16 protein-coding genes are annotated in these 26,285 nt (G+C 63.0%); 6 read left to right on the forward strand and 10 right to left on the reverse strand.

From position 1 onward, the window contains the following. The first annotated feature begins 60 nt into the window (after window positions 1-60). On the forward strand, window positions 61-2,865 hold the full coding sequence (locus ACYU7Q_RS09640; protein ID WP_460609242.1) for a PAS domain S-box protein: 2,805 nt from the start codon (window positions 61-63) through the stop codon (window positions 2,863-2,865). A 17-nt stretch (window positions 2,866-2,882) separates the two neighbouring features. Beyond that, window positions 2,883-3,959 carry a flavin-containing monooxygenase gene (locus ACYU7Q_RS09645; RefSeq protein WP_460609243.1) on the forward strand — a complete coding sequence of 359 codons (1,077 nt, stop codon included), beginning with the start codon at window positions 2,883-2,885 and terminating at the stop codon, window positions 3,957-3,959. Window positions 3,960-4,242: 283 nt separating this feature from the next. Here the strand turns inward: ACYU7Q_RS09645 and ACYU7Q_RS09650 are convergent, their stop codons facing one another. After that, window positions 4,243-4,575, reverse strand: coding sequence for a T9SS type A sorting domain-containing protein (locus ACYU7Q_RS09650; protein WP_460609244.1), 333 nt, complete (start codon window positions 4,573-4,575; stop codon window positions 4,243-4,245). A 226-nt stretch (window positions 4,576-4,801) separates the two neighbouring features. Here ACYU7Q_RS09650 and ACYU7Q_RS09655 point away from each other — a divergent pair, with 226 nt between their 5' ends. From ACYU7Q_RS09655 to ACYU7Q_RS09665, 3 genes are all read left to right on the forward strand, one after another. Beyond that, complete coding sequence (locus ACYU7Q_RS09655; protein WP_460609245.1) at window positions 4,802-5,920, forward strand: NAD(P)/FAD-dependent oxidoreductase; 1,119 nt, start codon at window positions 4,802-4,804, stop codon at window positions 5,918-5,920. A gap of 187 nt (window positions 5,921-6,107) precedes the next feature. Continuing rightward, entirely contained in the window at window positions 6,108-7,280 is a 1,173-nt protein-coding gene (locus ACYU7Q_RS09660) for a type III polyketide synthase (protein WP_460609246.1), read from the forward strand. Continuing rightward, complete coding sequence (locus ACYU7Q_RS09665) at window positions 7,273-7,974, forward strand: methyltransferase domain-containing protein (RefSeq protein ID WP_460609247.1); 702 nt, start codon at window positions 7,273-7,275, stop codon at window positions 7,972-7,974. Before ACYU7Q_RS09660 ends, ACYU7Q_RS09665 begins: the two co-directional genes overlap by 8 nt. On the opposite strand, the gene ACYU7Q_RS09670 is transcribed toward ACYU7Q_RS09665, so the two are convergent. The 7 genes from ACYU7Q_RS09670 to ACYU7Q_RS09700 all read right to left on the reverse strand — a co-directional run bounded on the left by ACYU7Q_RS09670 (window position 7,967) and on the right by ACYU7Q_RS09700 (window position 19,799). Further along, entirely contained in the window at window positions 7,967-8,869 is a 903-nt protein-coding gene (locus tag ACYU7Q_RS09670; RefSeq protein WP_460609248.1) for a histone deacetylase family protein, read from the reverse strand. The two genes, ACYU7Q_RS09665 and ACYU7Q_RS09670, sit on opposite strands and share 8 nt — an antisense overlap. Before the next feature lie 562 nt (window positions 8,870-9,431). After that, window positions 9,432-13,043, reverse strand: a complete 3,612-nt coding sequence (locus ACYU7Q_RS09675) for a nidogen-like domain-containing protein (RefSeq protein WP_460609249.1) — start codon at window positions 13,041-13,043, stop codon at window positions 9,432-9,434. A gap of 164 nt (window positions 13,044-13,207) precedes the next feature. Next, the gene (locus ACYU7Q_RS09680) at window positions 13,208-14,467 is read right to left on the reverse strand and encodes an ice-binding family protein (protein ID WP_460609250.1); all 1,260 of its coding nucleotides are present in this window, start codon (window positions 14,465-14,467) and stop codon (window positions 13,208-13,210) included. Between the two features lie 105 nt (window positions 14,468-14,572). Next, window positions 14,573-15,910: an NHL repeat-containing protein gene (locus ACYU7Q_RS09685; RefSeq protein ID WP_460609251.1), complete on the reverse strand. Its 1,338-nt coding sequence runs from the start codon at window positions 15,908-15,910 to the stop codon at window positions 14,573-14,575. Between the two features lie 216 nt (window positions 15,911-16,126). Then, complete coding sequence (locus ACYU7Q_RS09690; protein ID WP_460609252.1) at window positions 16,127-16,567, reverse strand: response regulator; 441 nt, start codon at window positions 16,565-16,567, stop codon at window positions 16,127-16,129. A 10-nt stretch (window positions 16,568-16,577) separates the two neighbouring features. After that, entirely contained in the window at window positions 16,578-19,124 is a 2,547-nt protein-coding gene (locus ACYU7Q_RS09695; RefSeq protein ID WP_460609253.1) for a PAS domain S-box protein, read from the reverse strand. Between the two features lie 396 nt (window positions 19,125-19,520). Further along, window positions 19,521-19,799, reverse strand: coding sequence for a hypothetical protein (locus ACYU7Q_RS09700; protein WP_460609254.1), 279 nt, complete (start codon window positions 19,797-19,799; stop codon window positions 19,521-19,523). On the opposite strand from ACYU7Q_RS09700, the gene ACYU7Q_RS09705 reads away from it, so the two are divergent. Then, complete coding sequence (locus ACYU7Q_RS09705; protein WP_460609255.1) at window positions 19,798-20,430, forward strand: response regulator transcription factor; 633 nt, start codon at window positions 19,798-19,800, stop codon at window positions 20,428-20,430. The genes ACYU7Q_RS09700 and ACYU7Q_RS09705 overlap by 2 nt on opposite strands. Window positions 20,431-20,542: 112 nt before the next feature. Here the strand turns inward: ACYU7Q_RS09705 and ACYU7Q_RS09710 are convergent, their stop codons facing one another. Together ACYU7Q_RS09710 and ACYU7Q_RS09715 are read right to left on the reverse strand one after the other, a co-directional pair. Next, window positions 20,543-23,230 (reverse strand): T9SS type A sorting domain-containing protein, encoded by a 2,688-nt coding sequence (locus ACYU7Q_RS09710; RefSeq protein ID WP_460609256.1) that lies wholly within the window; start codon window positions 23,228-23,230, stop codon window positions 20,543-20,545. Window positions 23,231-23,258: 28 nt separating this feature from the next. Continuing rightward, entirely contained in the window at window positions 23,259-26,237 is a 2,979-nt protein-coding gene (locus ACYU7Q_RS09715; protein ID WP_460609257.1) for a right-handed parallel beta-helix repeat-containing protein, read from the reverse strand. Window positions 26,238-26,285 lie beyond the last annotated feature (48 nt).

Here is a 26,285-nt window from a genome sequence, read left to right on the forward strand (position 1 = left end):
CTGCCTCGCCGGGCAGCTGCGCCGGCGACCCGGCGGGTAGCCGAACGCGCGACGCAGCCGGTGTCACCCCTGCCCGCCGACAATGCCACCGCTCAACCAGGCCAGGGGCTGCCGACGAAGGTACTGGCCGATGGTGTCCCCCTGATTCTGTTCAGCTACGATTTGCGCCACCGCAAGCTATTGCACTGCAACCGGCATTGCCACAGCGTGATAGGCTATACGGCCCAAGCACTACTGGCCATGGGAACGGGCCTGCCCCAGCAGGTGATGCACCCGGATTCCCTGGCTCAGCTCCTAACATCCGATATCAAGCAGCTGCTGGCGCGCAACAAGGCCGCCACCTGGGACTGCCGCGTGCGCCACCACGATGGCAGTTGGCGCCTGTTGCGCCTGCGGATGCGGGCCAGCGTGCTGGGCCCCGAAGGCCAGGCCTGGGAGATTACGGGCAGCGCCGAGGACGTGACCCGCCACCGCACCGCCGTGGATGAGCTGCGCCAGAACCGCCACCTGCTGCGGCAGGTGCTGGACCTGGTACCCAATCTGGTGGCGGTTTTCGACCTGCCGCAGCAACGCACCACCTACACCAACCGCCGCATCGAAACCCTGCTGGGCTATACCAGCGAAGAAATTCTGGCTTTTCTGCCCGGTCGCCTGCTTCCGCACCTGCTGCCGGCCGAGTCGCTGGCGCGCTACCAGGCCGCCATGCAGGCCGTGGCCCAACTGCCCGAGGGCGAGGTACGGACCATCGAATTCACGGCCCGCCACCGCGACGGCTCCCTCCGCTGGCTGCACAGTGCCCATGCCCCTTTTGGCCGCGATGCCCAGGGGCAGACCACCAGCATCATCAGCGTGACCGAAGACATTACCGAGCAGCGGGCGGCCGACGAGCAGCACCGCCTGGCCACCGCCCGCCTCACCGAGCAGCACCGCCTATTCCGGCAGGTGATTGATGCCCTGCCGCATCCTATTTATTTAAAAGACGAGCACGGCAATTACCTGCTGGCCAACCAGGCGTTGGCCGCGCTGTATGGTCTGACGCCAGAAGAGCTGGTGCGCGCCGGCAAGCCGGATATTCCGGCCACGGAGGATACCGCCCGCTACCGGCAGCAGGACCTGCAGGTGCTCGCCACCGGCCAGGACCTCACGCGAGAGGAATCGTTCACGAACCCGGATGGCCGCATCGAATGGTTCAGCAGCGTGAAGCGGCTGTTCGTGCAGGACGACGGCACCGCCCAGGTGCTGGGCATAGACAGCAACATCACCGAGCTCAAAAGCACGCAGCAGGCCCTGGAAAGCGCCATTGCCACGGCCCAGGTGGACGCCCAGGCCAAAGAGGACTTTCTGGCCAATATGAGCCACGAAATCCGCACGCCGCTGCACGGCATTCTGGGCCTGACGGGGGTGCTGGTGAAAACCACCCTCAGCCGTAGCCAGCACGACTACCTGCGCCTGCTGGGCGAATCGGCGGAGCACCTGCTCAACGTGCTGAACGACGTGCTGACCACCGCCCGCCTCGGTGCCGGCAAGCTCCAGCCCGAGGCCATGCCCTTTGCGCCCGTGGACCTGCTGCGCGGCTGCGCGGCCCTGCTGCGGCCCCGCGCCCGCGAAAAAGGCCTGCGCCTGCGCATCGAAAAGCCTACGCTGGCCGTGCCGGTGCTGGGCGACGCGCACCGCCTGCGCCAGGTACTGCTCAACCTGGTCAATAACGCCATCAAGTTCACCGAAACCGGCAATATCCGCCTGCGCTGCCAGGTGGTGCCCGGCCCCCGCCAGCACGCCGAGCCGGCGGGCACCGTGTGGCTGCAATTCATGGTAAGCGACACTGGCCCGGGCATTGCCCCTGACACGCTGGATAAAATCTTCGAGCCCTTCACCCAGGCCACCGCCAGCACCGACCGCGAGTACGGCGGTACGGGCCTGGGCCTGAGCATTTCGGAAGGCCTGGTGAAGCTTATGGGCGGCGCGCTACGCGTGTGCAGCGAGGTAGACCAAGGCAGCACGTTTGCCTTCACCCTGGCCTTCCAGCCCGTGGCCGCTGCCAGCCCAATGGCCCCCGAAACCCCGGCCGAAGCCGCGCCCCAGGCCGATGCCGGCCGTATTTTGCTGGTAGAAGACAACCTGGTGAACAGCTTGCTGGCCGAAACCGTGCTGCGCAACTGGGGCTGGCAGGTAACCACCGCCGCCAGTGGTCCGGCCGCCATCAAGCTGTTTGAGCACCGCACCTTCGACCTGGTTTTAATGGATATCCAGATGCCGGGCATGGACGGAGAAACTGCCGCCCGCGCCCTGCGCCAACACCCCGACCCTGCCCGGGCCGCCACGCCGGTTATCGCCCTCACGGCCCGCGCCCAGGCCGGCGAGGCCGAGCGCCTGCAAGCCTCTGGCTTTGCCGGCTACCTTGCCAAGCCCTACCGCGAAGAGCAACTTCTCGAAACCATGCAGACCGTGCTGGCGCGCCACAACCAAGTCAGCGAACCTGCGCCTACTTACTTTACCACGACTATGCCTTCTGCCTCCCCCCTCTACAACCTGAGCAATGTGCGCCAGTTGGTGCGCAACGACGAAACCATCGTGCGCCGCCTGGCCTGGGCCTTCATCGAAACCACGCCCGCCATCCTCACCGCCCTCGACGAAGCCCTGACCAAAGGCGACTGGGAATCCCTCGGCGACGCCGCCCACCACCTCAAAAGCTCCCTCGATGGCCTGGGTGTGGAAAGCCTGCGCCACGTCATCCGGGAGGCCGAAGCCTTCGGTGCAGCCCCGCCCGCCCCGGCCCACGCCGCCCGGCAGGTCACTCTTATCCGCACCGTCACGGAACAGGTGATGACCGGCCTCCGCACGGAATTCCCGGAGCAGCAAGCCTAGCCCTGATGGCCCTGCCCATGCCCAAGGCTGCTTCAATGCCACTCATTCATACCGATACGCTGGTGATTGGGGCCGGGCAGGCCGGGCTGGCGGCCGCTTATTACCTCCAGCGGCACGGCGTCGATTTCCGGGTGCTGGACGCGGCCCCCACCGCCGGCTACGCCTGGGACACCCGCTACGATTCCCTGCGGTTGTTCTCGCCGGCGTGGGCCAGCGGCCTACCCGGCCGGCCCTGGACCGGCAACCGGCTCCGCTACCCCACCCGGGCCGAAACCAGTGCCTACCTGCGCGATTACGCCGCGCATTTCGCGTTTCCGCTCGATGCCAACCAGCGCGTAATTCGGCTGACGGCCGCCCCGGGCCAGCCCGGCTACCACGCGCACTCGGCCACCGGCCGCACCTACGCGGCCCGGCGGGTGATTGTGGCCACCGGCCCGTATACCACCCCCAACATCCCGGCCTGGTCCGCCCAGCTACCCACCGCCGTGGCCCAGCTGCCCGGCTGCGACTACCGCCGCCCCAGCCAGCTATCTGGTACCGGCCCGGTGGCCGTGGTGGGCAGCGGCAACTCGGCTCTGCAAATCGCGGCCGACATTGCGGCCACCGGCCGGCCCGTTTTCGTGGCCTTCGACGACAACATCCCGGCCATGCCCAACAACCAACTCATGTGGGTTATTTTGGCCATCACGGGGATGATGCGCATCCCGCGCCACACGGCCCTGGGCCGCTGGATGATGGGCCAACCCGAGCCCGTGGTGAGCGGCGACCTGGCCCGCCTGCGCCGACTGCCCGCGGCCACGTTCATCGGCCGGGCCACGGCGGCACTGCCTACGGGCGCTATTCAGGGCCAGCGGACGGCCTCGCCCCCACTCGATGCCGTGGTGTGGGCCACCGGCTACCGCCCAGATTATGACTGGCTGGAGCTGCCCATTTTTGAGGCCGATGGACGGCCCCGGCACCAGCGAGGAATAACCGCCGCACCCGGCGTGGCTTTTTTGGGACTTGGCTGGCTCGACAGCCGCAACTCGGCCCTACTCAACGGCATCGGGGCCGATGCCCGGCGCGTGGTGCAGGCCCTGCTGCAAATGCCCTAATTTTATTGAAACCTGGCCAGCCTTTTCGGGGTTGAATACCTCAGATGCAGCTTGCTGAATCGGGCTGCTTTTTGTCCACTAGATTTTTCTGAAGCATTATGTTTATTTTCATGCTTGGCCTCTTATTGGTCACCGCCATCCTCTTACTCAAAACCGTATCTAACGTGGATGAAATGCTCAAGCCCGTTCCGGTACGGGCCCAGTAATTTCCCCGTTTTTGACAATAAAAAAAGCAGCCCGAAAGCTGCTTTTTTTATTAGCTGATAATTGACCGAATTCCCGGTTAGCGAATAACCAATTTGCACATCTGACTGGTGTTGTCCGACTCCAGCCGCACATAATAAAGGCCGTTGGCGAATTTGCTCAAATCAAGTGTGCGCGAGTATTTATCGTTGAATTCCGTTACGGTTTCGTGGTACAGGACCGAGCCGATTACGTTCAGCACGCTCAGCTCCACTTTCTTGCCCTGCAAGTTGTTGATGGTGAGGTGAACGATACCGGTGCTGGGGTTGGGATACACCAGCAGCGTTTTGTCGTCGCCGGGGCGGGTTTGCTGGCCGTGACGGTGCATAGCAGCAGCCGAAGCAGTGGGCACCGTGCGCAGCAAGGGTCCCATACCGAGGCTAAGACAGACAAATAATAGCAGAGGTAAAAGTAGGCGTTGCATCATAGTATTAATTAGTGGTGGGTAGAAAGAGTGGCGGGTGTTGCAGTAACGGAAAAAGTTGCTTTTGGTTGACAAAGATACGGCGCTTGTGCAGTAAGCTACACCAAAATATCCAAAAACCTCGATAGACTACGCTACTTTCGCTTCAATTGTTCCTATTTCACCGACCAGTTAAATGGATATTTTATTGATTGGCGGTGGCCTGGCCGGTTTGGCCGCGGCCCTGGACCTGGCCCGGCGCGGCCACCAGGTAGCGGTGGTGGAGCGCAAGCAGTACCCATTCCATAAAGTGTGCGGCGAATACGTGAGCAACGAGGTACTGCCCTACCTGCGTCGCCTCGGGGCCGACCCGGCCGAACTGGTCCCTGCCGCCATTTCTAAATTCCTGCTATCATCGCCGGGCGGCCGCACGCTCACCAGCCCGCTCGACCTGGGCGGGTTCGGTGTGAGCCGCTACGTGCTCGATGACTTTCTCTACCAGAAAGGCTTAGCAGCGGGCGTCACCTTTCACCTCAAAAGCACGGTAACGGACGTGGCTTTTGACCCCGCTGCCGACCGCCACACCGTGACCTTGGCCGACGGCCGCACCCTCACGGCCCGCGTGGTGCTGGGCACCTACGGCAAGCGCGCCAACCTCGACCGGCAGCTGCAACGGCCGTTTTTCACGCAGCGCTCGCCCTACCTCGGGGTGAAGTACCACCTGCGCCTGCCAGGCTTCCCGCGCGATGTGATTGCGCTGCACAATTTCGCCGATGGCTACGCCGGCATTTCGGCCATTGAGGGGGACAAGCTGTGCTTTTGCTACCTCAGCACGCGCCAGAATTTGAAGGACCACGGCACCATTCCGGCGCTGGAACGGGAAGTACTGGCCCGCAATCCGCGCCTGCGCGAAATTCTGGATGCGGCCGAGGTACTGTATCCGCAGCCCGAGGTCATCAACGAAATATCCTTCGCGCCCAAGCAGCCCGTGGAGCAACACGTGCTGATGTGCGGCGACGCGGCTGGCCTCATCACGCCGCTGTGCGGCAACGGCATGGCCATGGCACTGCACGGCGCGGCGCTGGCAGCGGAGGCGGCAACCGGGTTTTTGGCGGGCCACACCAGCCGCCCGCAGATGGAAACGGACTATGCCCGGGCCTGGCAGGCGCAGTTTGGGGCGCGGCTGCGGGTGGGCCGGGCGGTGCAGCAGCTTTTTGGTGGGCCGCTGCTGAGCGAGGCGGTGGTGGGCGGCCTGCGCCACTGGCCGGGGGCCGTACGGGCGCTGATGCGCCGCACCCACGGCCAGCCGTTCTAAAACCTGCTGGCGGCGCGGTGGGTTGCAGGACGGAGGCCGAAATGTTATTGGCCTTTTTTGAGGGCCGAATGTGCAACATCATGCCTTATTCCGTAAGTAATGAGCCAATGTGCGGGCCCGCCCGTACTTTCAACCGGTAGGCGCGTTGGCCTCATCCGATTATCCGAATCCGAAAATCCTTTCCGGAATGCCGAGTTACTTAGGTGCCATTGGCACTGCCAATCCCGCCCACCGCATCGCGCAGCCGCAAATCGCCGATTTCATGGCCCAGGCCCTGGAATTTGGCGAGGCCGACACGCGCAAGCTGCGGGCGCTGTACCGGGTTTCGGGCATTGCGCAGCGCTACTCGGTGCTGCCCGACTACGGCCGGGCCAACGGCGACTACACGTTTTTCCCCAACACGCCCACCCTGGAGCCCTTCCCGAGCGTGGGCCAGCGCATGGCCGTGTACCGCCGCGAAGCCCTGCCGCTGGCCACCGAAGCCGTGCGCGAGTGCCTGCGCCAGGTACCCGACGTAGCAACAGCCAACATCACCCACCTGGTGACGGTGAGCTGCACGGGCATGTACGCGCCGGGATTGGACATTGAGCTGGTGCAGGCCCTGGGCCTGCGCCCCGACGTGCGCCGCACCTGCGTGAATTTTATGGGCTGCTACGCCGCTGTAAATGCTGTGAAGCTGGCCGATGCCTTCTGCCGCGCCGAGGCCGAGGCCTGCGTGCTGATTGTGAGCGTGGAGCTGTGCACGCTGCACTTCCAGAAAAGCCCCGAGGAAGACCACCTCGTCAGCAACGCGCTGTTTGGCGACGGGGCGGCAGCCTGCCTGGTGCAGGCCGCGCCACTGCCAAATGGCGTGCCCAGCCTGGCCCTGCAGGCCTTCCACTGCGGCCTGGAGCCCGATGGACACGACGACATGGCGTGGCACATCAACGATTTCGGGTTTGAAATGACGCTGAGCAGCTACGTGCCGAAGCTGATTCAGCGCGGCATCCGCAGCCTGACGGATGGGCTGCTGGCCAGCCTGCCCGTGGAGCTGGGCGACATCCGGCACTTCGCCATCCACCCGGGTGGGCGCAAGATTCTGGAAACCATCGAAACCGAGCTGGGGCTGACCCACGACGACAACTGCCACGCCTACCGCGTGCTGCGCGACTACGGCAACATGTCGTCGGCCACGGTGCTGTATGTGCTGCGCGATGTGCTGGCCCACGCCACCCCGGCCGACAACGGCGCGCCCGTACTCAGCTTCGCCTTCGGTCCAGGCCTGACGATGGAGGCCATGCTCCTGCAGTTGGCCGTGAGCCCCCAGCAACGGGAAGCCGCGGCAGTAGAAACGGCCCAACTGCTCGCGGCGAATGTTTGAAGAACGAGCTTCAGGCCCGGAACTGATGGATGACCTGACGCTGGCGAATGACGCCCTGCGCCAGAACCTCGACGAACTGGAAACCATCAATACCTGGCTGGGCGGCTATGCGCCGGTGCTGAACGCGCTGCAACGCCTGAAAAACCGGTTTCCAACCGGCCGGTCCCTGCGCCTGGCCGACCTGGGCAGCGGCGGCGGCGACACGCTGCGCCACATAGCCCGCTGGGCGCGCAAAAGCAGCGTTTCCGTTGAGCTGGCGGGCATTGATGCCAATGCCTTCATGCTGGAATACGCCACGGCCAAAAGCCGGGAATATCCCGAAATCAGCTACCGGCAGTTCGATATTTTTTCCCCTGAATTTCAGGCTCAGCCCTACGATGTACTGACGTGCAGCCTGTTCTGCCACCATTTCACGGATGAGGAGCTGGTGGCGCTGCTACAACAATGGCACCAGCAGGCCGGGCTTGCCGTCATTATTAACGACCTGCACCGGCACTGGCTGGCTTACCACAGCATCAAGTGGCTGACGCGGCTGTTGGGCGGCTCCTACCTCGTGCGGCACGATGCGCCGCTGTCGGTGGCTCGGGCCTTTCGGCGGCAGGACTGGGTGGCACTGCTGGCGCGGGCCGGCATCACGAAGTACGAGTTGCGCTGGCGCTGGGCCTTTCGCTGGCAGGTGATTATCATCAAGTGAATAGTCCAGCCGCCACCCGGTAGGTGTTGGCGTGGGCTTCCACGATGTCGATGATGCGCTCGGAGTAGCCGCCGCCCATGCACACTACTACGGGTAGGCGGTGGCGATGGCAGAGGCCGAGTACCAGCTCGTCGCGCCGGCGGCAGCCTTCGCGGGTGAGGGCCAGGTGGCCGAGCTTGTCGGTGGCCAGCACGTCCACGCCGGACAGGTAGAACACGAAATCGGGCTGCACTTCGTCGAGAAGACGCGGGAGTGTTTCGGCCAGCAGTTGGATGTAATGGGCGTCGTCGGTGCCATCGGGCAGGGGCAGGTCGAGGTCGGAGGATTCTTTGCGGGCGGGGTAGTTGCGGCCGCCGTGCATGGAAAAGGTGAACACCCGGGGTTCGTGCTGGAAGATGGCGGCCGTGCCGTTGCCCTGGTGCACATCGAGGTCCACGATGAGGACTTTTTGCGCGTGGCCGTGAGCCAACAGCCAGGCGGCCGCCGCAGCCTGGTCGTTCAGCAAACAAAACCCTTCGCCCCGCGCCCGAAACGCGTGGTGTGTGCCGCCCGCAATGTTGAAGGCCACGCCGTGCAGCAGCGCGCGCCGGGCCGCCTCAATAGTGCCGCCCAGGATGGTGATTTCGCGCTCAAACAATGCCTTCGACCACGGAAAGCCGGTGGCCCGCTCCTCCTGCCGGGTGAGCTGGCCGGTACGCAGGCGGTGGAAATAATCGGCATCATGCACCCGCAGGATATCCTCGTCGGGCGGCGGCTGGGCCACGAAGAAATCGGCGGCCGTGGCGGTGCCTTCGTGCAGGAGCTGCTCGGGCAGCAGCTCGTATTTGAGCATGGGAAAGCGGTGGCCGGTGGGCAGCGGGTGGGCGTAGCAGGGCGCGAAAGCAATGGAAAGCATTGGGGCAAAAGTCGGGAGGACGGGCGGCGGAATTGGCTATGCCATTTTATAACGTCAAACCGCCCCTAAACTCTTGTCTTTGTGCGCGCCGGTGTGCTTCTTGCCAATGCGAATACGGCCACCAGCTGCTGGCAAAGCTGAGGAAACCCCAGAGACATCAAAAAATGCCCCGGCTGCAGAAGTCGGGGCATTTTTTGATGTCTCTGGGTTGGGTTGGCTGGCCTGAATTCCTGGCCACTCCACCCCCACTTGGCCGGTCCAGGCTTTGCCCGTGCCGCTCGTTTCCGACGATTAGCGCGCGACTACGAACGGCTCACCACCCTCGAAGGCATTCATTATATCGCATTTGCCTATTTAATGCTCGTTAAGGCCAATCAAAGCATCCTCCTAAGTTATTAACCCGCACTAGGCATCCTCATCCAAACAACAAAGCCCCACCAGAATCTGGCGAGGCTTTGTCAATGAATATCTGGTCGGATGCTTAATTATTTGGCAAGTAACCTGTCCATATGCTAATGTCAGGTTGTGGTCTGGGAGCCGGTATCTCAGCCGTTGCCTTGCTTTATTTGACGATGGTCAGCCGTTGAACCAAGGTTTGGCCGGCGCTTTCGTATCGGCAGAGGTAAATGCCGGTGGGCATCCCTTCCGCGTTTAGCGGGAGTGAATAGTCGTGGCCGGCTTCTGCCACTTCATTGAAGAGTACGGTTACCATACGTCCTTGTCCATCGTAGAGGCGAACCTGGGCCGGAGCCGTCTCCACCTGGCGGAAACGAATGGTTGTGCCAGTGCTAAGCGGATTGGGGTAAGCTTCCAGAACCGGGGCCTGCAACAAGTCAGCGGGGCGGGCGTCAGGGGCATTAGCACCGGCACCGGCACTCCGGTTTGCTAGAATTACGCAGGAGCCCAGCTTGTCGCCAGGGTGCCCGTTGAGGTGGGCGGGTACGGCACTGGCCGCGATGCAGATTTCGTTGCCGTTGTGGCACACGATAACCTTGTCATTCTTGTTGCCGCAGCGCACATCCAGCACGTTCACGGTGATGGTGCTCGTGGCCGCCGTGCAGCCATTCGCGTCGAGGGTAGTGAGGGTATAAGTCGTTGTCACGGTGGGGCTGGCGGTAACGGTGCTACCCGTGGTACGGTTCAGGCCCGTGGCCGGGGCCCAGGTGTAGGTGTACCCGCCCACGCCACCGGTAGCAGCTGCCTGAAGCGTCAGGCTCTGGGTGCCATAGCCGCGGTAGATGGTGCGCGACTGGGCTCCACTAAAAGTAGTGAGCGGGCTGGCACTGGCCGTGGCCACAATGGCCGGTGCCTGCGTAAGGGTAATGGTACGGACTACCTGGGCACCGTTGGCATCGGTAATCGTGACAGTGTACTTGCCGGCGGCCAGTCCTTTTATTGTGGCCGTGGTCTGGCCATTGCTCCACAGGTAGCGGTACGGCTGGCAGCCGCCACTCACGCTGACCGTGGCGGTGCCGGTCCGCCCGCCAAAGCAGCCCACGTTGTAGCCGGTAGAGGAGTTGTCGTCGTCATGGCTGCCGCAGCTGCCGTGGTCATCATCGTCGCTCTGCCCGGTGGTGGGGCTGCTCACACTGGCCTGCATCGGCCAGCCCAGCACTGTTACCAGGAATGACCGGCTGGTGCGGTTGCCCGCAAGGTCGGTGGCCGTCAGAACAACCGTGGTGGTGCCCACCGGGAAGGCCGAACCGCTCGGATGCGAGGAGGTCAGGGTTGCGCCGCAATTGTCGGCAATCAGCGGATTGGTCCAGCGCACAATGGCCGAGCAGTTGTTTATTATCGCCATGGTGGAGATATTAGCCGGCAGCTTAGTCATGGTTGGGGCAATGGTGTCGGCCACGGTTACCACCACGGAGCCGCTCGCCACATTGCCGTGCGTATCGGTGACGGTAACAGTTACATTGTTGGCGCCCAGGTTGGCGCAGCCGAACGAGGTAGTACCTACCGAAACGGCAGCCACGCCGCAGGCGTCGGAGGAGCCGTTGTTGACCTGCGCGGCCGTCAGGGTGGCCTGGCCAGCGGCGTTGAGGTAGAGGGTAACGGGGCGGGTGCGCACCGTGGGCGCTGCATTATCCACGACCGTGGCAGTGGCGGTGGCCGTGCTCACGTTGCCATCGGTATCAGTCACGGTTAGCGTTACGGTATTAGGGCCAATGTTCGAGCAAGTGAATGTATTGGGCGAAACCGTGACGGTGGCAATGCCGCAGGCATCGGCCGAGCCATTATCCACCTGAGCGGCCGTGATGCTGGCGCTGCCGGTAGCATCGAGCTGCACGGTCACGTTCTGGGCCACGGCGGTGGGGGCCGTCGTATCGGTCACCGTCACGGCCTGGGTAGCAGTGGCTACGTTACCGGAAGCATCGGTCGCCGTCCAGGTTACAGTGGTCAGGCCTTTGGGGAAAACGGCCGGGGCATTATTGGTGACCACGGCCCCGGCACAATTGTCGCCGACAATGGGGCTCCCCAATGCTACCCCCGATGCCGAGCACTGGCCCGAATCGGTGGTGGCGGCTACGGCCGCCGGGGCGGTAATGGTGGGCAGCAAGGTATCCACCACGGTTACGGTGGCGGGCATCGAGGAGACATGGCCGGCGGCATCGGTTGCGGTCAGGGTCACGGTATTCGGGCCCAGGTTGGAGCAGTCGAAGGCCGTGCGGTCGAGGGCCAGGGCAAAGGTGCAGTTGTCGGTGCTGCCATTGTCCACGTCGGCGGGCGTCAGGGTAGCGGTACCGGCGGCATTCAGCGGCAGCGTGATGTTCCGGGTTAGCACGGTTGGGGCCACATCGTCCTGCTGGCCCAGGGTGTAAGTAGCCGTAGCCGAGCAGTTATTGGCATCGGTAACGGTCACGGTGTAGCTGCCTGCGGGCACGTTGGCCAGGTCTTGGGTGGTCGCGCCATTGCTCCAGCGGTAGGTGAGCGGGGCCACGCCGTTGCTCACCGCCAGGTCCAGCGCGCCGTCGCTGCCGCCGGGGCAGGCCACGGGGGTGGGAGAAACACTAAGCTGCAGGTTGCAGCAGCTGGCCACCACCACGTTAAGCGTCACGGTGGTCACGCCGGTGGGGCTGCCGTTGTCGGTGGCCGTGAGCACCAGCGGGTGAGAGCCCGCGTTGCAGGCACTGCCCGTTATCACAATGTGCGCGCTGGCCGTGGTGCCGTCGGTGGTGGTCACGGTGGTGTTGCACAGGCCGCCCGTGTTCACAGCCACAGTCACGTTCTGGTTTACCTCCGGGCCCAGAAACTGGGGGTCCAGCGTCACGGTCTGGCCGCAGGCCACGTTCACGGTGTTGTTGAGCGGCAGGTTGTTGGCCGAGGGCGGGACGTTGCCCGCATTGCTCACGTTGAACCCGAAGCACTGGTAATCCAGGTAGTTTATTCCGTCGTACGCGCCGCCGGGGCCGTCGTAATCCGAGTTGTTGAGGTTGAAGCGCCCTACCTGCACGTAGTCCACGTTGTTGCCGTTGTTGACGCCTACCGTAGACGGCACTCCCAAAAACCCGCTGGCCCCGCCCGACGCCGAGCCGGTGGTCCACTGCATGTCGTCGTAGCGCAGGCTCACGTTCTGGCCCGGCCCGAGCAGGACATCGGTGTCAGAGCCAATAATGGCTTGGAAGGTATTCAGCTTGTCGGCCATGTTGCCGTAGTAGCCCACCCTGTCCCAGGTCACAATCAGGTTGGTGGCGCTGAGCTTGTAGTGAATCTGCCCGCTGGCGGGGTTGCGCGTATCTACGTCGGCCCAAAACGGGGCCACCATGGGCACCGTCGAGGGAAAGCCCGACGACGAAAACCGGCTGTAAGGCCCCGCAAACGTCAGGTTGCCGTTCGTATTAATCCACGCCTGGTTGTAGACGGTGCCGTACAGGTGAAAGTCGAAGGGCAGCGCAATGGGCCCAAAGGAACCGTCGTCGTTGCGAGGCAGTGTATCGTACGAAGCGTCGAAAGGAATGAAGCAGCCGGCACCGGTTCGGTGTGCCGGGGTCTTGGTTTTGCCGGTAGCTGGGGTAGCGCCGGTCGCGCGGTGGCTGGCCGTTGCGGCCGCAACCTTGGCAGCGTCATACCCTGGAGTACCAGACGGGTCCGTGACCGTTTGTCCTGCGCCGGTCAGTGTGCCGAAAAGCAGCACCACCAATAGCGCTGCAGCGTGTAGTACATTTTTTTTCATGAGTACCAGAAGCAGTGAGGGGTTGGGAATTCTGAATCTTGATGTTGTAGGCAATGCTCACTCAAAGCGGCTTGTCAGCTGACTGACCCGCAAAATCCGCTCGGTCTGTTCGGGTGTTGCGGCCGACTTTTGGCAGCCGCAACACCCGACCTGAACGGCCGGAATTACTCGCGTACCAGTCGGACGGTCCGGCGCACGGTGCCTTGCTCCACCTGCACCAGGTAGATGCCCGGGAGCAAGCCATTGGCTTCTGCCAACGGGAGCGAGTTGCTCCCGGCTACCAGCAGAAGCTGGTGCTCGGCTACTTTATGCCCAAGGGCGTCCGTCAGGCGCAGGGTGACCGGGCCTTCTTGTGCACCGTCGATGCGCAGGCTGCACGGCGACTGCGAGGGCGACGGATAAGCTTGCACCTGCAGGCCCTGGCCCCTCACTGGGGCAGTGGCCAGGGTGCGCACCGGCGAATAGTGCCTGGAGCTGTCCGCATCCACTTGCGCCAGCCGGTAATAAATGACCGCCGCCGGGGAGTGGTTCAGGCGCGCATCGGTCCAGGTGTAGGCCTGCGCCATGCTGGTGCTGCCATGGCCGTCCACTTTCCCAATGGTGGTGTATTGGGAGCCATCGGTGCTGCTCTGGACCGCGAAATAAGCGTTGTTCATCTCCGATGCGGTGGTCCAGCGCAGGAGGGCATTTCCCTCCCGGCGCTCGGCGCTGAAGCTCGTGAGCTGCACCGGCAGGGGCGTTGCTACCGAAGAAGTTGTAGCGGCATTATTGTCTAGCGTAATGGCTCCCGTCCGGGTGAGGCCCTGGCCCTGCAGCGAGGCATTGGCCATTAAGTTGATGCCGCCATTGCCGAGAATAATGCCTTTGAAGGCCGCATTAGCGCCAATATCGACTTGCCCATTCACCACCCAATACACGTTTTGCCACGCCGTGGAATTGATGAGTCGCACATTGGAAGCGGCCGCAACGGAAAGCGGGCCATCGATTTTAATGATGAATACCGCGTTGGGGTTGTCTTGCCCGTCCAGGTTCAGATTGCCCGCCAGCGTGGTGCCGGCTCCCACGCGATACGTGCCAGCGGTAAGCACCTGGCCCTGGCCCAGGGGGGTTACGGGCACGCTTCCGGTATTAAAGTCGGCCAAATACGTGTAGGCGCCGTCTACATCTTTGGCCGCGTCCTCCGAAACAAGGTCCATGACATGGGAATTACCCGTCAGGACTCCGGGCGGAAAGCCGGTCAGGGTTCCGGCGTTGGTGCCAATATCCCCCGTAATAGTAGTTGCGCCCGTGCTGCTGAAATTGCCAATGGCCGTGAATAAAGCAAAAGAGCCGGCCGCTCCCAAAGAAACAGTTTGTCCAAAGCCGTCCTGAGCACCGGCCAGCAAGCCGATTGAAACCAGAGCAGATAGCAGTAGTTTTTTCATGTCAATCCGAATTGTAATAGTCTTATGTAGTGGCGCATAGCGAGGCACTCCGGTGGCATTTGCCATCGCAAAACCTTCGTGCCCCGTTGTAATGATGTTGCTGGCTTAGGGCTGCGGCACGGTGGCCCGCCCAACGCAGACCTGCGCGGACGGGGTGCCCGACTGGAGCTGCGTGCCGCCAAACGTGGCCGCCGAGCTAAAATCGCCGCCCACGAAGACCTCGCCGCTTGGTGCCAGGGCCAGGGCCTGCGTCTCGTCGGCGGCGGCCCCGCCACCGGCGGCCAGGCCCAGCCAGGAGCCCTGGCGGTCCAGATATCCCACAAACACGTCCTGCTGGCCCCGGCTCGTGAGCTGAAAGGCCCCGCCCTGAATGGTGCGGCTAAACGTGCCGGCCACGTAGAGCTTGCCCATCCTGTCGAGGGCAATGCCCACGATGCTCTCCAGGTAGTCGCTGGCCAGCACGGCCACCCACTGCCACTGGCCCGCGTCGTTGAGGCGGGCCACAAAGCCGTCGTCGCTGGAGTTGCTGGCGAGCTTGGTCGCGCCAAACTGCGCATTGCCCGAGAACGAACCCGTGACGAATACCCCGCCGACGGGGTCGGCGGTGATGCCTTTGCCGTAGGCCGTGTTGGTACCGGTGGCCGCCGTGGCCCACTGCCACTGCCCGTGGCGGCTGATTTTGCCCACGAAGGCATCGTCCATGCCCTGCCCGGTGAGCACAGAGGCCCCAAACCGGGCGCTGTTGCTGAAGTAGCCGGTTGCGTAGATGTCGCCGGCTGCGTTAATCGCCAGGGCACTGGTTTCGTCATTTTCGGGGCTCCCGGCCCCGATGGCCCATTGCCAGGTGCCGTTTGGCGTGAGCGCGGCCACGAAAGCATCTTCTCCGCCGTGGCTCACCAGTCGACGGTCACCAAAAGCAGCCGTTTCGGCAAACTGGCCGCCCACTACCACTTCGCCGGTGGCGCTGGTGGCCAGGGCACAGGCCCGGTCCAGACCGCTGCCACCCACTGCCGTGGCCCACTGCCAGGTACCCTGTGGGCTAATCTGGGCCACAAACACGTCCATACTGCCCTGGCTGGTGAGCGCCACCGAGCCCAGGTGCACCTCGTCGCTAAAGCTTCCGCCGATGAAGATGCGGCCGGCGGCGTCAATGGCCACGCCCGCAGCGTTGTCGCTGCCCGCCCCGCCCACGGCCACAGCCCAGTCCCAGGTACCGGCCGGGGAGAGCTTGGCCACGAAAACATCACTCCGCCCCTGGCTAACCAACGTGGTGTTGCCGAATTTGATGCTTTCTGTAAAAAATCCTACTTGATACGAATTACCCTCTGCGTCTACCGCCAGACTTTTGAGCTGGCCAATGCCGCTGCCCGTCGACTGGGCGGCCCACTGCCACTTAGGGCTTTGGGCCTGGCTGGGCCGCGCCACCAGCAGCGAGGAGCACAATACGGCCAGTACGGCCCCTTTCAGTAAACTAATCCCCCGCTTTTGAGCTGATTTGGCACTTGTTGCACCACAATGCCGGGGGGCAGCGGCACGAGCAGAAAAAGTAACGTGTTGGTTCATAGATAACAGAGTTAGGTAGAGACAAAATTATCTGTTCCCCTTTTCGTTATCCCGCAAAAGTTCTACCCGAAATGCGGTAGCCCTCCTACCCCAACGCTACGCGCTGCCCTTGCCAACCGGCGCGATGCCTTTACGCGTGGCCGCCGAGACCTGCGCGCCCCTTTCCTGAACGGCCGCCCGGATGGCGTCTTCGTCGAGCGGCTTGTGGATGATGCCCTGCACCAGCATGTGGGCCTGGGCCTTTTCCGTATCGGCCAGGGCCAGCGAAGAGGTGAGCAGATAAATCCGGCACCAGTTTTTCAGGGCGGCGGCGTGGGGAGCCAGCGCTTCCAGAAATGCCCACCCGTCCATCACGGGCATGTTCAAGTCGAGAAAGATGAACCCGGGCGGTTCAGATGCTATCCGGGGCAACAGATACGCGAGGGCTGCCTCAGCGCCGGCAAAAGAGATAATCGGGTCAATGAAGCCCTCCAGGCGCAGCGTTTGCTCGGCCACGAACAGGCTAACGGGGTCGTCGTCGATGAGGTAGGTGAGCATGCGACCAGAATTAGCGCTTATCCAAATGAATGGTGAAGCGGGTGCCAAAATTCACCTCGCTGGCCACCTCAATCTTGCCGCCCATGGCCTCGACGTGGGTCTTGACCAGAAACAGGCCAATGCCCCGGCCGCGCTGGTTGGTGTGGAAACGCTTGTAGAGCTGAAAGACGTCGGAACCAGCCTTGAACATGTCGAACCCGGAGCCGTTGTCGGTGAAGGTGATGGTGGCCCCGCCGTGCGCCCCGGTGCGGCAATCGATGTCGACCTGCAAGGTGCGTTCCTCGGAACGGTACTTGATGGAATTGGACAGCAGGTTGTAGAAAATGCTGTAGAGGTAAGCGCGGTTGCCCCGGGTTATGAGGTGGTCTTCGACGTCGAGCGCCACCTGGCCATCGCACGCGTGCAGGGTATCTTCCAGGTCTCGAACCGCCTGCTGGCAAACGTCTTTTATCACCAGCGGCTCCAGCGACAGTATGTCCTTCTTGTCGCGGATGGAGAGCACCAGGTTCAAATCCTTGAGCACGTCATCGGCCTGCACCATGCTCTGGCGCAGGTGGGTCAGGGTCGTGGCAAACACGTCGGTGTTCTTGTCCGCCTTCGTAAGCACCGTGGCCAGCCCCAGGGCGTTGGCCAGGGGAGCCCGCAGGTTATGCGAAATCACGTAGGTGAATTGCTGCAGGTCGCGGTTGTGGCGGTACAAATCCTGGGTCATGGCGGCCTGGCTGGCTTCCACTTCCTTGCGGTAAGTGATGTTCTGCTGGATGGCCACGTACTGGGTTAGCTGCCCGGCTTCGTTGTGAATGGGCGTGATGTCCATGGCAAACCACAGCTTCTGGCCCGACTTCTTGTAGTTGAGGATGGTGGCCGAGAATGGGGCATGCCCCTGCAGGCGCTCCCGGATGAATCTCGCTGTGACGGGGTCGGTTTCGGGCCCCTGCAGCACCGAGCCGGGCGTGCGCCCCACCAACTCTTGCAAGCTATAGCCCGTGTGCTTGATGAACGCCTCGTTGACCCATTCGGTGCGCCCCTGCGCATCGGTGATGACGACGCCGTTATCGGTGCCGCGGGCCACCAAAGCCATTAACTTAAGCTGTTTTTCGTCTTCGACTCGTTTGGTAATGTCGGTAAAGAACACCGACAAGCCGTCGGCAAAGGGATAGGCTTTCACCTCCACCCACATCTGCTGGGGCTTAAAATAGGATTCGAACCGCACCGTTTCGCCCGTGTCGATGGCCCGCTGGTAGTGTTGCTGATAAATGCCGCCCACTTCTTCCGGAAACAATTTCCACAAGCTAATGCCAAGGGCACCTTCGCGGCTTATTCCCAGCAGCTGCTCGGCTCGGCTATTAACATAGGTCAGCTTCCAATCTTTGTCGAGCGAAAGAAAGGCGTCACTGATGCTTTCCAACATGGTATTGAGCTGCGCAGCCTGGTGCTTGATGAGGCGCTGGGCAGTGGCCATTTCGGTAATGTCGCGCACGGAAGTATGGATGCTAATAAGTTCGTCGTTGACAACTAGGGGGGTTTTGGTCACCTTCAATATTTTTTCGGCTTCGCCCTCAAATTGGACCTGCGTTTCGAACGTCACTTTGGTCCCCTGGCCTGCGTCCAGGTGAGCCTGCTTGAACTGCGCACGTACAACCTCGGGCAGAAATTCGGGCAGCGGCCGATTGAGCACGTCTTTCTTATCTTTTTTCAGAAACGCCAGCAGGGCTGGGTTGGCATCCAGAATCCGGCCGTCGGGCGCTTGAAAGACAGTCAGGGCGGAATCGTTGTCGAACAGTGCCCGAAAGCGCTGCTCACTTTCGGCCTGCGCCAAGCTGCTGAGTTTTCGCTCCGTGATATCGCGCGAGCTCACCACGTAGCTTTTGATGCCGTCCTGCACATGGGTGCTGACGGATGTTTCCAGCCAATGCCACTCGCCGCTGGCAGTGCGGAAGCGAAATTCGGGGATGAAAACAAATTCCTGAGTAGCCAGCAGCCCAAAGCAGGCATGCCCCTTTGCCAGGTCGTCGGGGTGAAAAAAGTCAAATCCGCAGCGGCCCAACAGGTCTTCGGGCCGGTAGCCAAGGATGCGCTGGGTAGCCCCGCCCACGTACGTGTACACCCCCAGCTCGTCCACTACCCCCACCATGTCGAAGCCGTTCTCGGTGATGGCCTGGTGCTGCATTTCCTGCTTGCGGGCCTGCTGGGCGGCGTACTCCTGCTGGGTCATGCTGCGCCCTACACAAATCAGCAGTTCGTCGGTAGCGGCCCGCAGTGCCGACCACGCGATGTGGACTTCCTGCCCGTCTTTGCCCAGGCAGCGGCTTTCGAACCCCACGGGCTCGGCATTTCCAAAGGCGTCCAGAAACTTTTTCAGGGCCGTGGCAACGTCGTCGGGATGGATAATTTCGGCTATATTCTTGCCTATCATTTCGTTCGTGTCATACCCCAAGGCCCAGCGACAGGCATCGCTCACGTGCCGAAACTGGCCGTTGGGGCTTAGCGCACAAATGAGGTCCGGGGAATAGCTCATCATGGTGTTCAAAATTTCGAGGTCTTCGGGGGTGCTCATCGGAGTGTGCTAAGGAAATCATCGTGCAGGGGCTAACATCCCTAATGCGGAGCAGCCCATTTTAGCAAGGTTACGGCGCCGACGCCAGTTCCCTGAATTAAGTGCAACACTACTGAAAGCCTAGCCACCCCGAAGGGGTTCAACCATCCAGCTGTTAATTAATAAATATCCAATGGCTGGGCGAATGCCTTCGCGGCCAGGCGGCATGAGCAGAGGGCCGATGCCCTCGTCTATCCCGAAACCGCAGGCCGGGCCCACCGCCAATACAAAATTCCATCTTTTCACTCACAATTTACCGCGAAAAGCCTACCCAAGATGTGGGTGCTGCCTTTTCGGCCAATTCCAATTGCTGGCTTGCTCCCACTGGTCAAAACAAACGTTTAAACTATTTTGCACCTAGTCACTGTTAGCTCCGCACGCAGCCAGTTGAAAATCAACTCGCCAGGCGTCATCAGTCCCACGCTTGTCACTCGCTGGGCCGCTACCCGCAAACATTTCGGCCGGCTCCCCCGTAAGCTGAACCTTTTCGAGAGTACCCTTCTTTCTTCTTTCTCCAGGACGCGCCCGCTTTTGTAGTTCAACTTCATGCCAATGCCCAGGCAGCGCCCGATAGCGCGCTTTGGTGCCGTCTGGTGGTGGAGGTTGGCTGGTCTTGATTTCTTTTTTAAACTGCATGGCGTTGATTACCCTGGGTGTTGTGGAGGACGATGGGGTGCTGGTGAAGGTGCTGCGGGCGTACTTTGCCCAGCAGCCCGACATCCGCCTCGTGCTCGTGGCCGCCGGCGTGGAGGAGCTGCTGGCCGAGCTCGAACTCGGCCTGCTGCCCCGCGTGCTGCTGCTCGACATCGGCCTGCCCGGCCTCAGCGGCACGCAGGCCCTGCCCCTGCTCAAGGACAAGTACCCCGCCCTCGAAGTCATCATGTTCACCGCCCACGACCAGGTCGAGCACATCTACCAGGCCCTGTGCTGCGGGGCCACGGGCTACCTGACCAAGGGCACCCCCCTCGACCAGCTCGCCCCGGCCGTGCGCGAGGTCGCCCGCGGCGGGGCCCCGCTCAGCCGCGAGGTCAGCCGCAAGGTCCTCGGCCACTTCCGCCCCACCCCCGCCACCCACACGGCCCTGCTTACCCCCCGCGAGCAGCAGGTCCTGCAGGGCATCGTCGACGGCCTCAGCGACAAGGAAATCTCCACCCGCCTCGACCTCTCCACCCTCACCGTCCGAACTCACGTCAAGCACGTCTACCGAAAAATGCACGTCAACTCCCGTACGCAAATTCTTTCGCAACACCTAAGGGGGTTGTTATAGCCCAGCCAAGGCCATTTCAACGGCGCAGCCAGTGGTCGGAACCGGAATAGCAAAAAAAAGGCTGGCCATTGGCCAGCCCCTTTCAATTGGAACGTGGACATGCACCACCTTCTTAGTGTACCACCAGGCGCTGGCTCAAAGCACCACAGTGTATGATGTAAAGGCCGGCGGGCAGGCCTTGTAATGAAATGGAAGTGTCGGCACCGGCGTCTGCAAGCGGCTGGGTGCGCGCCAGGCGGCCCATTGCATCGAAAACCTGCAGGGGAGCCGTGGGCACCGGCCCGAGCATGCGAACCGACACGTGGTCATGGGCAGGATTGGGGTAGGCCTGCAGCTGCAGGGCAAGGTCTGCTTGGCCCAGCAGCACCGAGCGCACGGGCGAGTAGCTGCCCTGGCCGTTGCTGTCTACCTGGCGCAGGCGATAATACAGAATGCTTGCGCCAACCGGCAGCTTGGCATCGCGAAAGCCGTAGGTGTGCGCGGTGCTGCTGGAACCCACTCCGTCCACGGTGCCCAGGGTCGTAAAGGTCTTGCCATCCAGGCTGCGCTGCACCTCGAAGTGGTTGTTGTGCAGCTCCTGGGCGGTGGCCCAGGCCAGCTGCACGGCCATCGTTCCGTCGGCTTTGGCCGTGAAGGCGCTCAGCTCAACGGGCAGCGGCGTAGAACCTACCAAGGCCGCTCCGAAAACGGTGGACTGCGCCGGGCCTTTGTAGTTCTCGGCGTTGTTGATGAAGGTAGTCGAGTTCAGGTTCGTGCTGTTGTAGTCGAACACGTAGGCGTAATAGGTCGTGTTGGCCGCCAGGCCGGTGATGGTGGCCGTGGGCGCCCCCCCCGAGAATACGACGTAGTACTTGTTGCCCTGCGTGTCCTGTAGCGTGCTTTGGCCGACGCCCTGGTAGGCCCCGTTGCCGGCATTGTAGTCCGTGCCATCCACGGGCAGCACGTCGGGGAGCGTCAAGGTGGGGGTGGTGCTCACCAGTACGATGTGAAACTCGCCGTAGCCCGAAAGCCCACTATCGGGGTTGAAAGTGATGGACGCCGAGGCGGCCCCCGTGGTGCGGGCCGCCGTGAAGGGCGTGTCGCGCGTGGGCTCCGTGTCGATAGCCGTGCCGCGCAGCTTGTTGGCATCGGGGCCCGGCAGGCTGCTCACGATGGTAGTAACGGTGTTGGCCGGGGCGGCCGTCACGTCCGGCGTCAGGTACTGCAGCACAGCCTGGGCCGCCCCCACGCGGCTGGGCGCATAGGCCACGTAAATGTCCTGGTCGATGATGTTGGTAGCCGGGTCCGGGGTGAGCTGAATGAAGTTGGTACTCGGGCTGGTGGGGTCGGTGTAGGTGATGCCGTCGGTTGAAATCTGGAACTGGGCGTAGCCGTTGGGGTTGCCCAGCGCGCCCACCGACTCGCCCGAAACCAGCACTTTGGTGGGGCTGCGCAGCAGCTCGGCATGAATGCGAATGCGCTGGGGCGCCGTGCGCACGACGTCCCCGATGACCAGCGGGCCTTCCGGGCTGTACACGGTGCGCGATTCGATGGTGCCGATGCTGTTGGCCCGCACAATCGCGGCTATCGACGTGGCCGGGGCGCTGTCGAAGGTGATGCCCGTGCCGCTTTCCGTGCCCGCCACCAGCGGCACGTAGCGGATGTACACCGTCGTGTTGCTCACCGTGCCGCCCACCGGCGTAATGCTGATGGAATTGCCCGTAACCGTGCCCGTTGCCCCGCTGCCCAGGCCGGTAAACGCGGCATCGAGCGACACCTGAAAGTTGTTGGGGGCCTTCACCGCAATATCCCTGACCAGGAAGCTGCCGCTAACCACCAGCGTCTGGCTGGCCGAGGCTTTTTCCGGCACCGTATTGAAGGGCAGCAGGGGCTGGCCGCCGCTGGGGTAGCCCGGCGTGATGGGGGTGCTGGGCGGCGTGCTCACGGTAAACGTCGACGACGTATTGGTGCCCGTGAACGGGTTGTTGGCCGTCACTTGCACCACGTTGTTAGGCGCGGCCACGGCCGCGCCGCTGGTGGCCGTGATGGTGCCCGTGAAATTGCTCTGGCTCGGAATCGGGCCCACGATGCGGGCTTCGAGGGTGGTTTCGGGCACCTGGCCGCCCACCGGGGTCAGGGTGAGCGAGGTCGTGAACGGGCTATTCGTCACCGCCGGGTTACGAATCTGCACATTGCCCGAAGTGGTGCCGCCCGTGAGCGCCGTGGCCACCGTAAGGGCCGTGCTGCCGAGGTTGCCCCCGCCCACCACAAACGTCAGCACCTGGCCTGACCCGCTTTGGGATACCGAGCCAAAGGCCAGCGTGGCCGGGTCAACGTACACATACGGCCCGGCGGGAGCCGTACCGGCCACAGCCACCGTTTCGGAGGCCGTGCTTCCTCCGTTGGGGGTCGAAACCACCACGTCGGAGGCGTAAGTGCCCGTGCCACCGGGCCGGGTGCCGGAGGCCACCGGCGCAAACCGGACGTCAACCACCGTAGCGCTGAGCGTGCCCGCTGCGGGGCTGAAAACAAGGCTGCTGGTAGAAAAAGCATTATTGCCGGTGCGAAGCTGGAAACCCTCCGGGGCGGCCACCGTCACGTTGCCGGTCAGGTTGTCGCCACTTACCAAAAACGACTGGAGCGCCGAGGTGCGGTTAACCGGTACGGTGCCAAAGCTTTGCAGCGGCAGGGTGTTGCCCGGGGCCGGCTGCACCGCCACGGACTGTGCCCGCAGGGCCGCCGGCAGCAGCAGGCACAGCAAAAAGAAGCCGAATAAGTGCTGCGAACGGGCAGCCCATAAACTCAGGTATTTATTTTTCATCGAAGATAATTAGAAATAAGATGGGGAATTATTGAATCACGAGGCGTTGGGGCCGGCCCGAAAAGCCGGTGGCCTGCACTTGCAGCAGGTAGATGCCGGCCGACAGGGTTGCCGGCAAACTCACTTCCAGGGCCGCCCCCGCGCGCAGGGTTTGGGCATGCACGCGGCGGCCACTCAGGTCCGTGAGTTCCACCACAACATTCCCACGCACTGCGGCTGGGAGCGACAGGGTTACCCGGCCGTGGGCCGGGTTGGGGAACATGGTGAACTGGTCCGCCACGGCCGTGACCGGGGCAGTGGCCAGCAGGCCACTGGTCAGGAACACCGAGGCGATGACCGAGTAGCGAACCTGCCCGGCCGCGTTGGTTTGGCGCAGCCGGTAATAGGCCTGGGGCTGGCTCTGGGCGCGCTGGTCACAGTAGGTATAGGTGCGGGGCTGCGCCGTCAGGCCTCGGCTGGCCACAAAGCCAATCTGCTGCCAGGTGCCCGTCACCGTCCACTGTTCCACGGCGTAGCCGTAGGTATTGGTTTCATTGTTGAACATCCACGTCAGGTTCACGGTGCCAGGGCACGGCTGGACGGCATAGAAAGCAACCATCTGCGGGAGCAGAGGGTTGACTGCAGAGGAAAGCGACCCTAAGGTGTAGGCCGCAAACCCACTGGCGGGCTGCGCCGACTCCACCGACCCCGCATTGAGGCTGCCGCTCAAGCCTCCGTTGCCCACCGTTTGCCACTGGGCTCCGGTGAAAGCCGCAACCTGCAAATCGGTCGAAAAATCATCAATGCCGCTACGAATGGCACTTTCCCAGTACAGCCGCACGCTTACCGCATCGGTGGGCGAGGCGCTGGTCAGGGTCCAGTGTTCTACCTGGCTTACCTCGCTCAGTGGCGGAGCAACCGCGCGGTTGGCAAACGCCATGCTCACGTATTCGGCGGTGAACGCGGAGGAGTCTGTGGCGGGGGCCGAAATGCCGAGGCGCGCCCACTGGCCATTAGCACCCAACGGAAACACAAATGCCTGCCGCCCCACCTTGCGCAGCGGGCCATCCACATAGGAATTGGGGGTGCCCGCCGTGGCGGTTGCTTGGCCACCCAGGGTGAGTACGTTGCGGGCCGTGGTGTGCACCAATCCATTGGCAAGGGTGAGGGTTCCGGTCAGCGTAATCGGGGCGCTCAGCGTGAGCACCTTGCCGAAGCTGTCCAGGGCCAGGTCCCGGAGGGTGGTGACGCCGGTATTGGTCAGGGTCAGGTTTCTGGTAATGAGAATGCTTTCATCGTACACCGCCGCTTCCAGGTTTACCGTGCCGTTTTCGGTTACCAGGGCCACGGCCTCCGCCAGAGGAGCGGCAGCACCGGCTTGGGGACTGTAGTGGTCCGCATTGAGATAGCTGAGGTCAGGCTGGAAGCCGGTAGCTGAATCTGCATCCGCGGAACTGTTCAGGAACGGGGAGTAGTCAATCAGGCCCGTGGGGGCCAGGGCCGAGCGTTCGGCGAAGCCGGTGGCGGGGCCGCCCAGGGTCATGACCAGGCCGCCGGTGCCGGCCGTGCCGCGCACGCCAGTGGCCGTACTGGCCCCGAGCCAGTTCAGCGACGCATCGACCGGGTTGGTCAGGTTGACCGCCCGGATAGCAGTAGCGCAGCTGTCGAGGCGGTTGCCCCGGATGCTGTCGCCCGAAGACACCACCAGCCCGTTGCGGCTCACGTCGAAAAAGGCCGTGTAGCCCGCGCTGTTGGCCGGGCGGTCCTGCACCTGCACGGCCCGCTGGCATTGCGCCACCACGTTGCCAAACACTTTGTTATTCGCGCCTTCCAGCACCAGGCCAAAGCCGTTGATGTTGAACGACGTGCTGGTGGCATCGGCCAGATAGCCCCGCACGGTATTGCCCTCGATGAAAGCGCCGCCCGTGACCAAATCGCCGGTGAGGCCGCCACCAATCGTAATAACGTTGCGGTCGCGGTCGATGAAAGCCAGCCCGGCATTGTCCTCGCCCAGGTTGGTGGGCGCCCCCACGGTGCGCACAATGTAGTTCTGGCGCACCACGAAGCTGCCCGCGCCGCTGCGGCGGCCGGTGCCGGTACAGGCCTTCAGCTCCATGCCATTGGAGGCGTTGTTGCGCAGGGCATTGCCTTCAATGAGAGCTGCGAAGCCGGTGAACGCGCCGCTGCTGTTGCGTGGGCCGGCCGCGCCCAGCACTATCAGGCCGCCGCCCGCGTTCTGGGTAATCTGGTTGTTGCGCACCGTCAGGCCGCTCACGCTGCCGTCGTTGATGTCAACCCCCCCGCGGCGGTTCATCTCAAACACCCCGTCTTCAATCAGGATGTCGGCCTTGGGGCCGTTCGTCAGAAACAGGCCCCGGCCCGCACCGTTGGCGTTGGAGTTGCCGGTTTCGGCGGTGTAGGCCGCCCGCACCCGGCGGAAGGTCAGGTCCTGCACGCCGTTCAGGCTGCTCCAGAAAATACCCTGGCGACGGTTGTGCACGGTTTCCACGTCCTCCAGCAGGATGTGGGCCTGGGGAGCGGTGCCGGTGGCCTGAATGCCGAAGTCATAGGCCTGAAACGTGATGTCAGCCACCGTGAGCGGGGCGCTGCTGCTCTTGCCATTGGCGGCAATCAGCAGCCCCGCTTCGCTGGTTTGGGTGCCGCTGGCCACCAGGCCGCCATCAAAAATGGTGGCGCTGGCGGGCCGGGCGGTGGCCGTGCCGGCCCCTTGCAGGCTCACGGGCTTATCTAGCACCACACGCTCGGCGTAGGTGCCGGCGTCGATAAAAATGGTTTGGGTGGTCAGGCCGGCCTGGGTCAGCGCCCGCGCCACGGTAGCGAAGGGCGCGGCGGCCGAGCCATCGCCGGTGGCATCGCTGCCAGCAGCGCCGGTGAAAACATCGCCGGTCGTGGCGCCGTCATTCACATAAAGGGCGGCCGGAGCAGTGGTTTGAGCCGCCGAACTGCCGCCCGTTCCGGCCGCTAGCAACAGCGTCGCCAGCGAGGTTAGTAGTACCTGCGAATTCATGGCAGAGCAGCAGAAGTAGTTATATCCTATTTATTATCAATTTTTTAA

The sequence above is a fragment of the Hymenobacter terrigena genome (genome assembly GCF_054776515.1).

Bases quoted from the DNA above. Each gene is read 5' to 3' on its own strand.
- ACYU7Q_RS09645 (WP_460609243.1), top strand. From the start codon at position 2,883: ATGCCCAAGGCTGCTTCAATGCCACTCATTCATACCGATACGCTGGTG.
- ACYU7Q_RS09650 (WP_460609244.1), bottom strand. From the start codon at position 4,575: ATGGGACCCTTGCTGCGCACGGTGCCCACTGCTTCGGCTGCTGCTATG.
- ACYU7Q_RS09655 (WP_460609245.1), top strand. From the start codon at position 4,802: ATGGATATTTTATTGATTGGCGGTGGCCTGGCCGGTTTGGCCGCGGCC.
- ACYU7Q_RS09660 (WP_460609246.1), top strand. From the start codon at position 6,108: ATGCCGAGTTACTTAGGTGCCATTGGCACTGCCAATCCCGCCCACCGC.
- ACYU7Q_RS09665 (WP_460609247.1), top strand. From the start codon at position 7,273: ATGTTTGAAGAACGAGCTTCAGGCCCGGAACTGATGGATGACCTGACG.
- ACYU7Q_RS09670 (WP_460609248.1), bottom strand. From the start codon at position 8,869: ATGCTTTCCATTGCTTTCGCGCCCTGCTACGCCCACCCGCTGCCCACC.
- ACYU7Q_RS09675 (WP_460609249.1), bottom strand. From the start codon at position 13,043: ATGAAAAAAAATGTACTACACGCTGCAGCGCTATTGGTGGTGCTGCTT.
- ACYU7Q_RS09680 (WP_460609250.1), bottom strand. From the start codon at position 14,467: ATGAAAAAACTACTGCTATCTGCTCTGGTTTCAATCGGCTTGCTGGCC.
- ACYU7Q_RS09690 (WP_460609252.1), bottom strand. From the start codon at position 16,567: ATGCTCACCTACCTCATCGACGACGACCCCGTTAGCCTGTTCGTGGCC.
- ACYU7Q_RS09695 (WP_460609253.1), bottom strand. From the start codon at position 19,124: ATGAGCACCCCCGAAGACCTCGAAATTTTGAACACCATGATGAGCTAT.
- ACYU7Q_RS09705 (WP_460609255.1), top strand. From the start codon at position 19,798: ATGGCGTTGATTACCCTGGGTGTTGTGGAGGACGATGGGGTGCTGGTG.
- ACYU7Q_RS09700 (WP_460609254.1), bottom strand. From the start codon at position 19,799: ATGCAGTTTAAAAAAGAAATCAAGACCAGCCAACCTCCACCACCAGAC.
- ACYU7Q_RS09710 (WP_460609256.1), bottom strand. From the start codon at position 23,230: ATGAAAAATAAATACCTGAGTTTATGGGCTGCCCGTTCGCAGCACTTA.
- ACYU7Q_RS09715 (WP_460609257.1), bottom strand. From the start codon at position 26,237: ATGAATTCGCAGGTACTACTAACCTCGCTGGCGACGCTGTTGCTAGCG.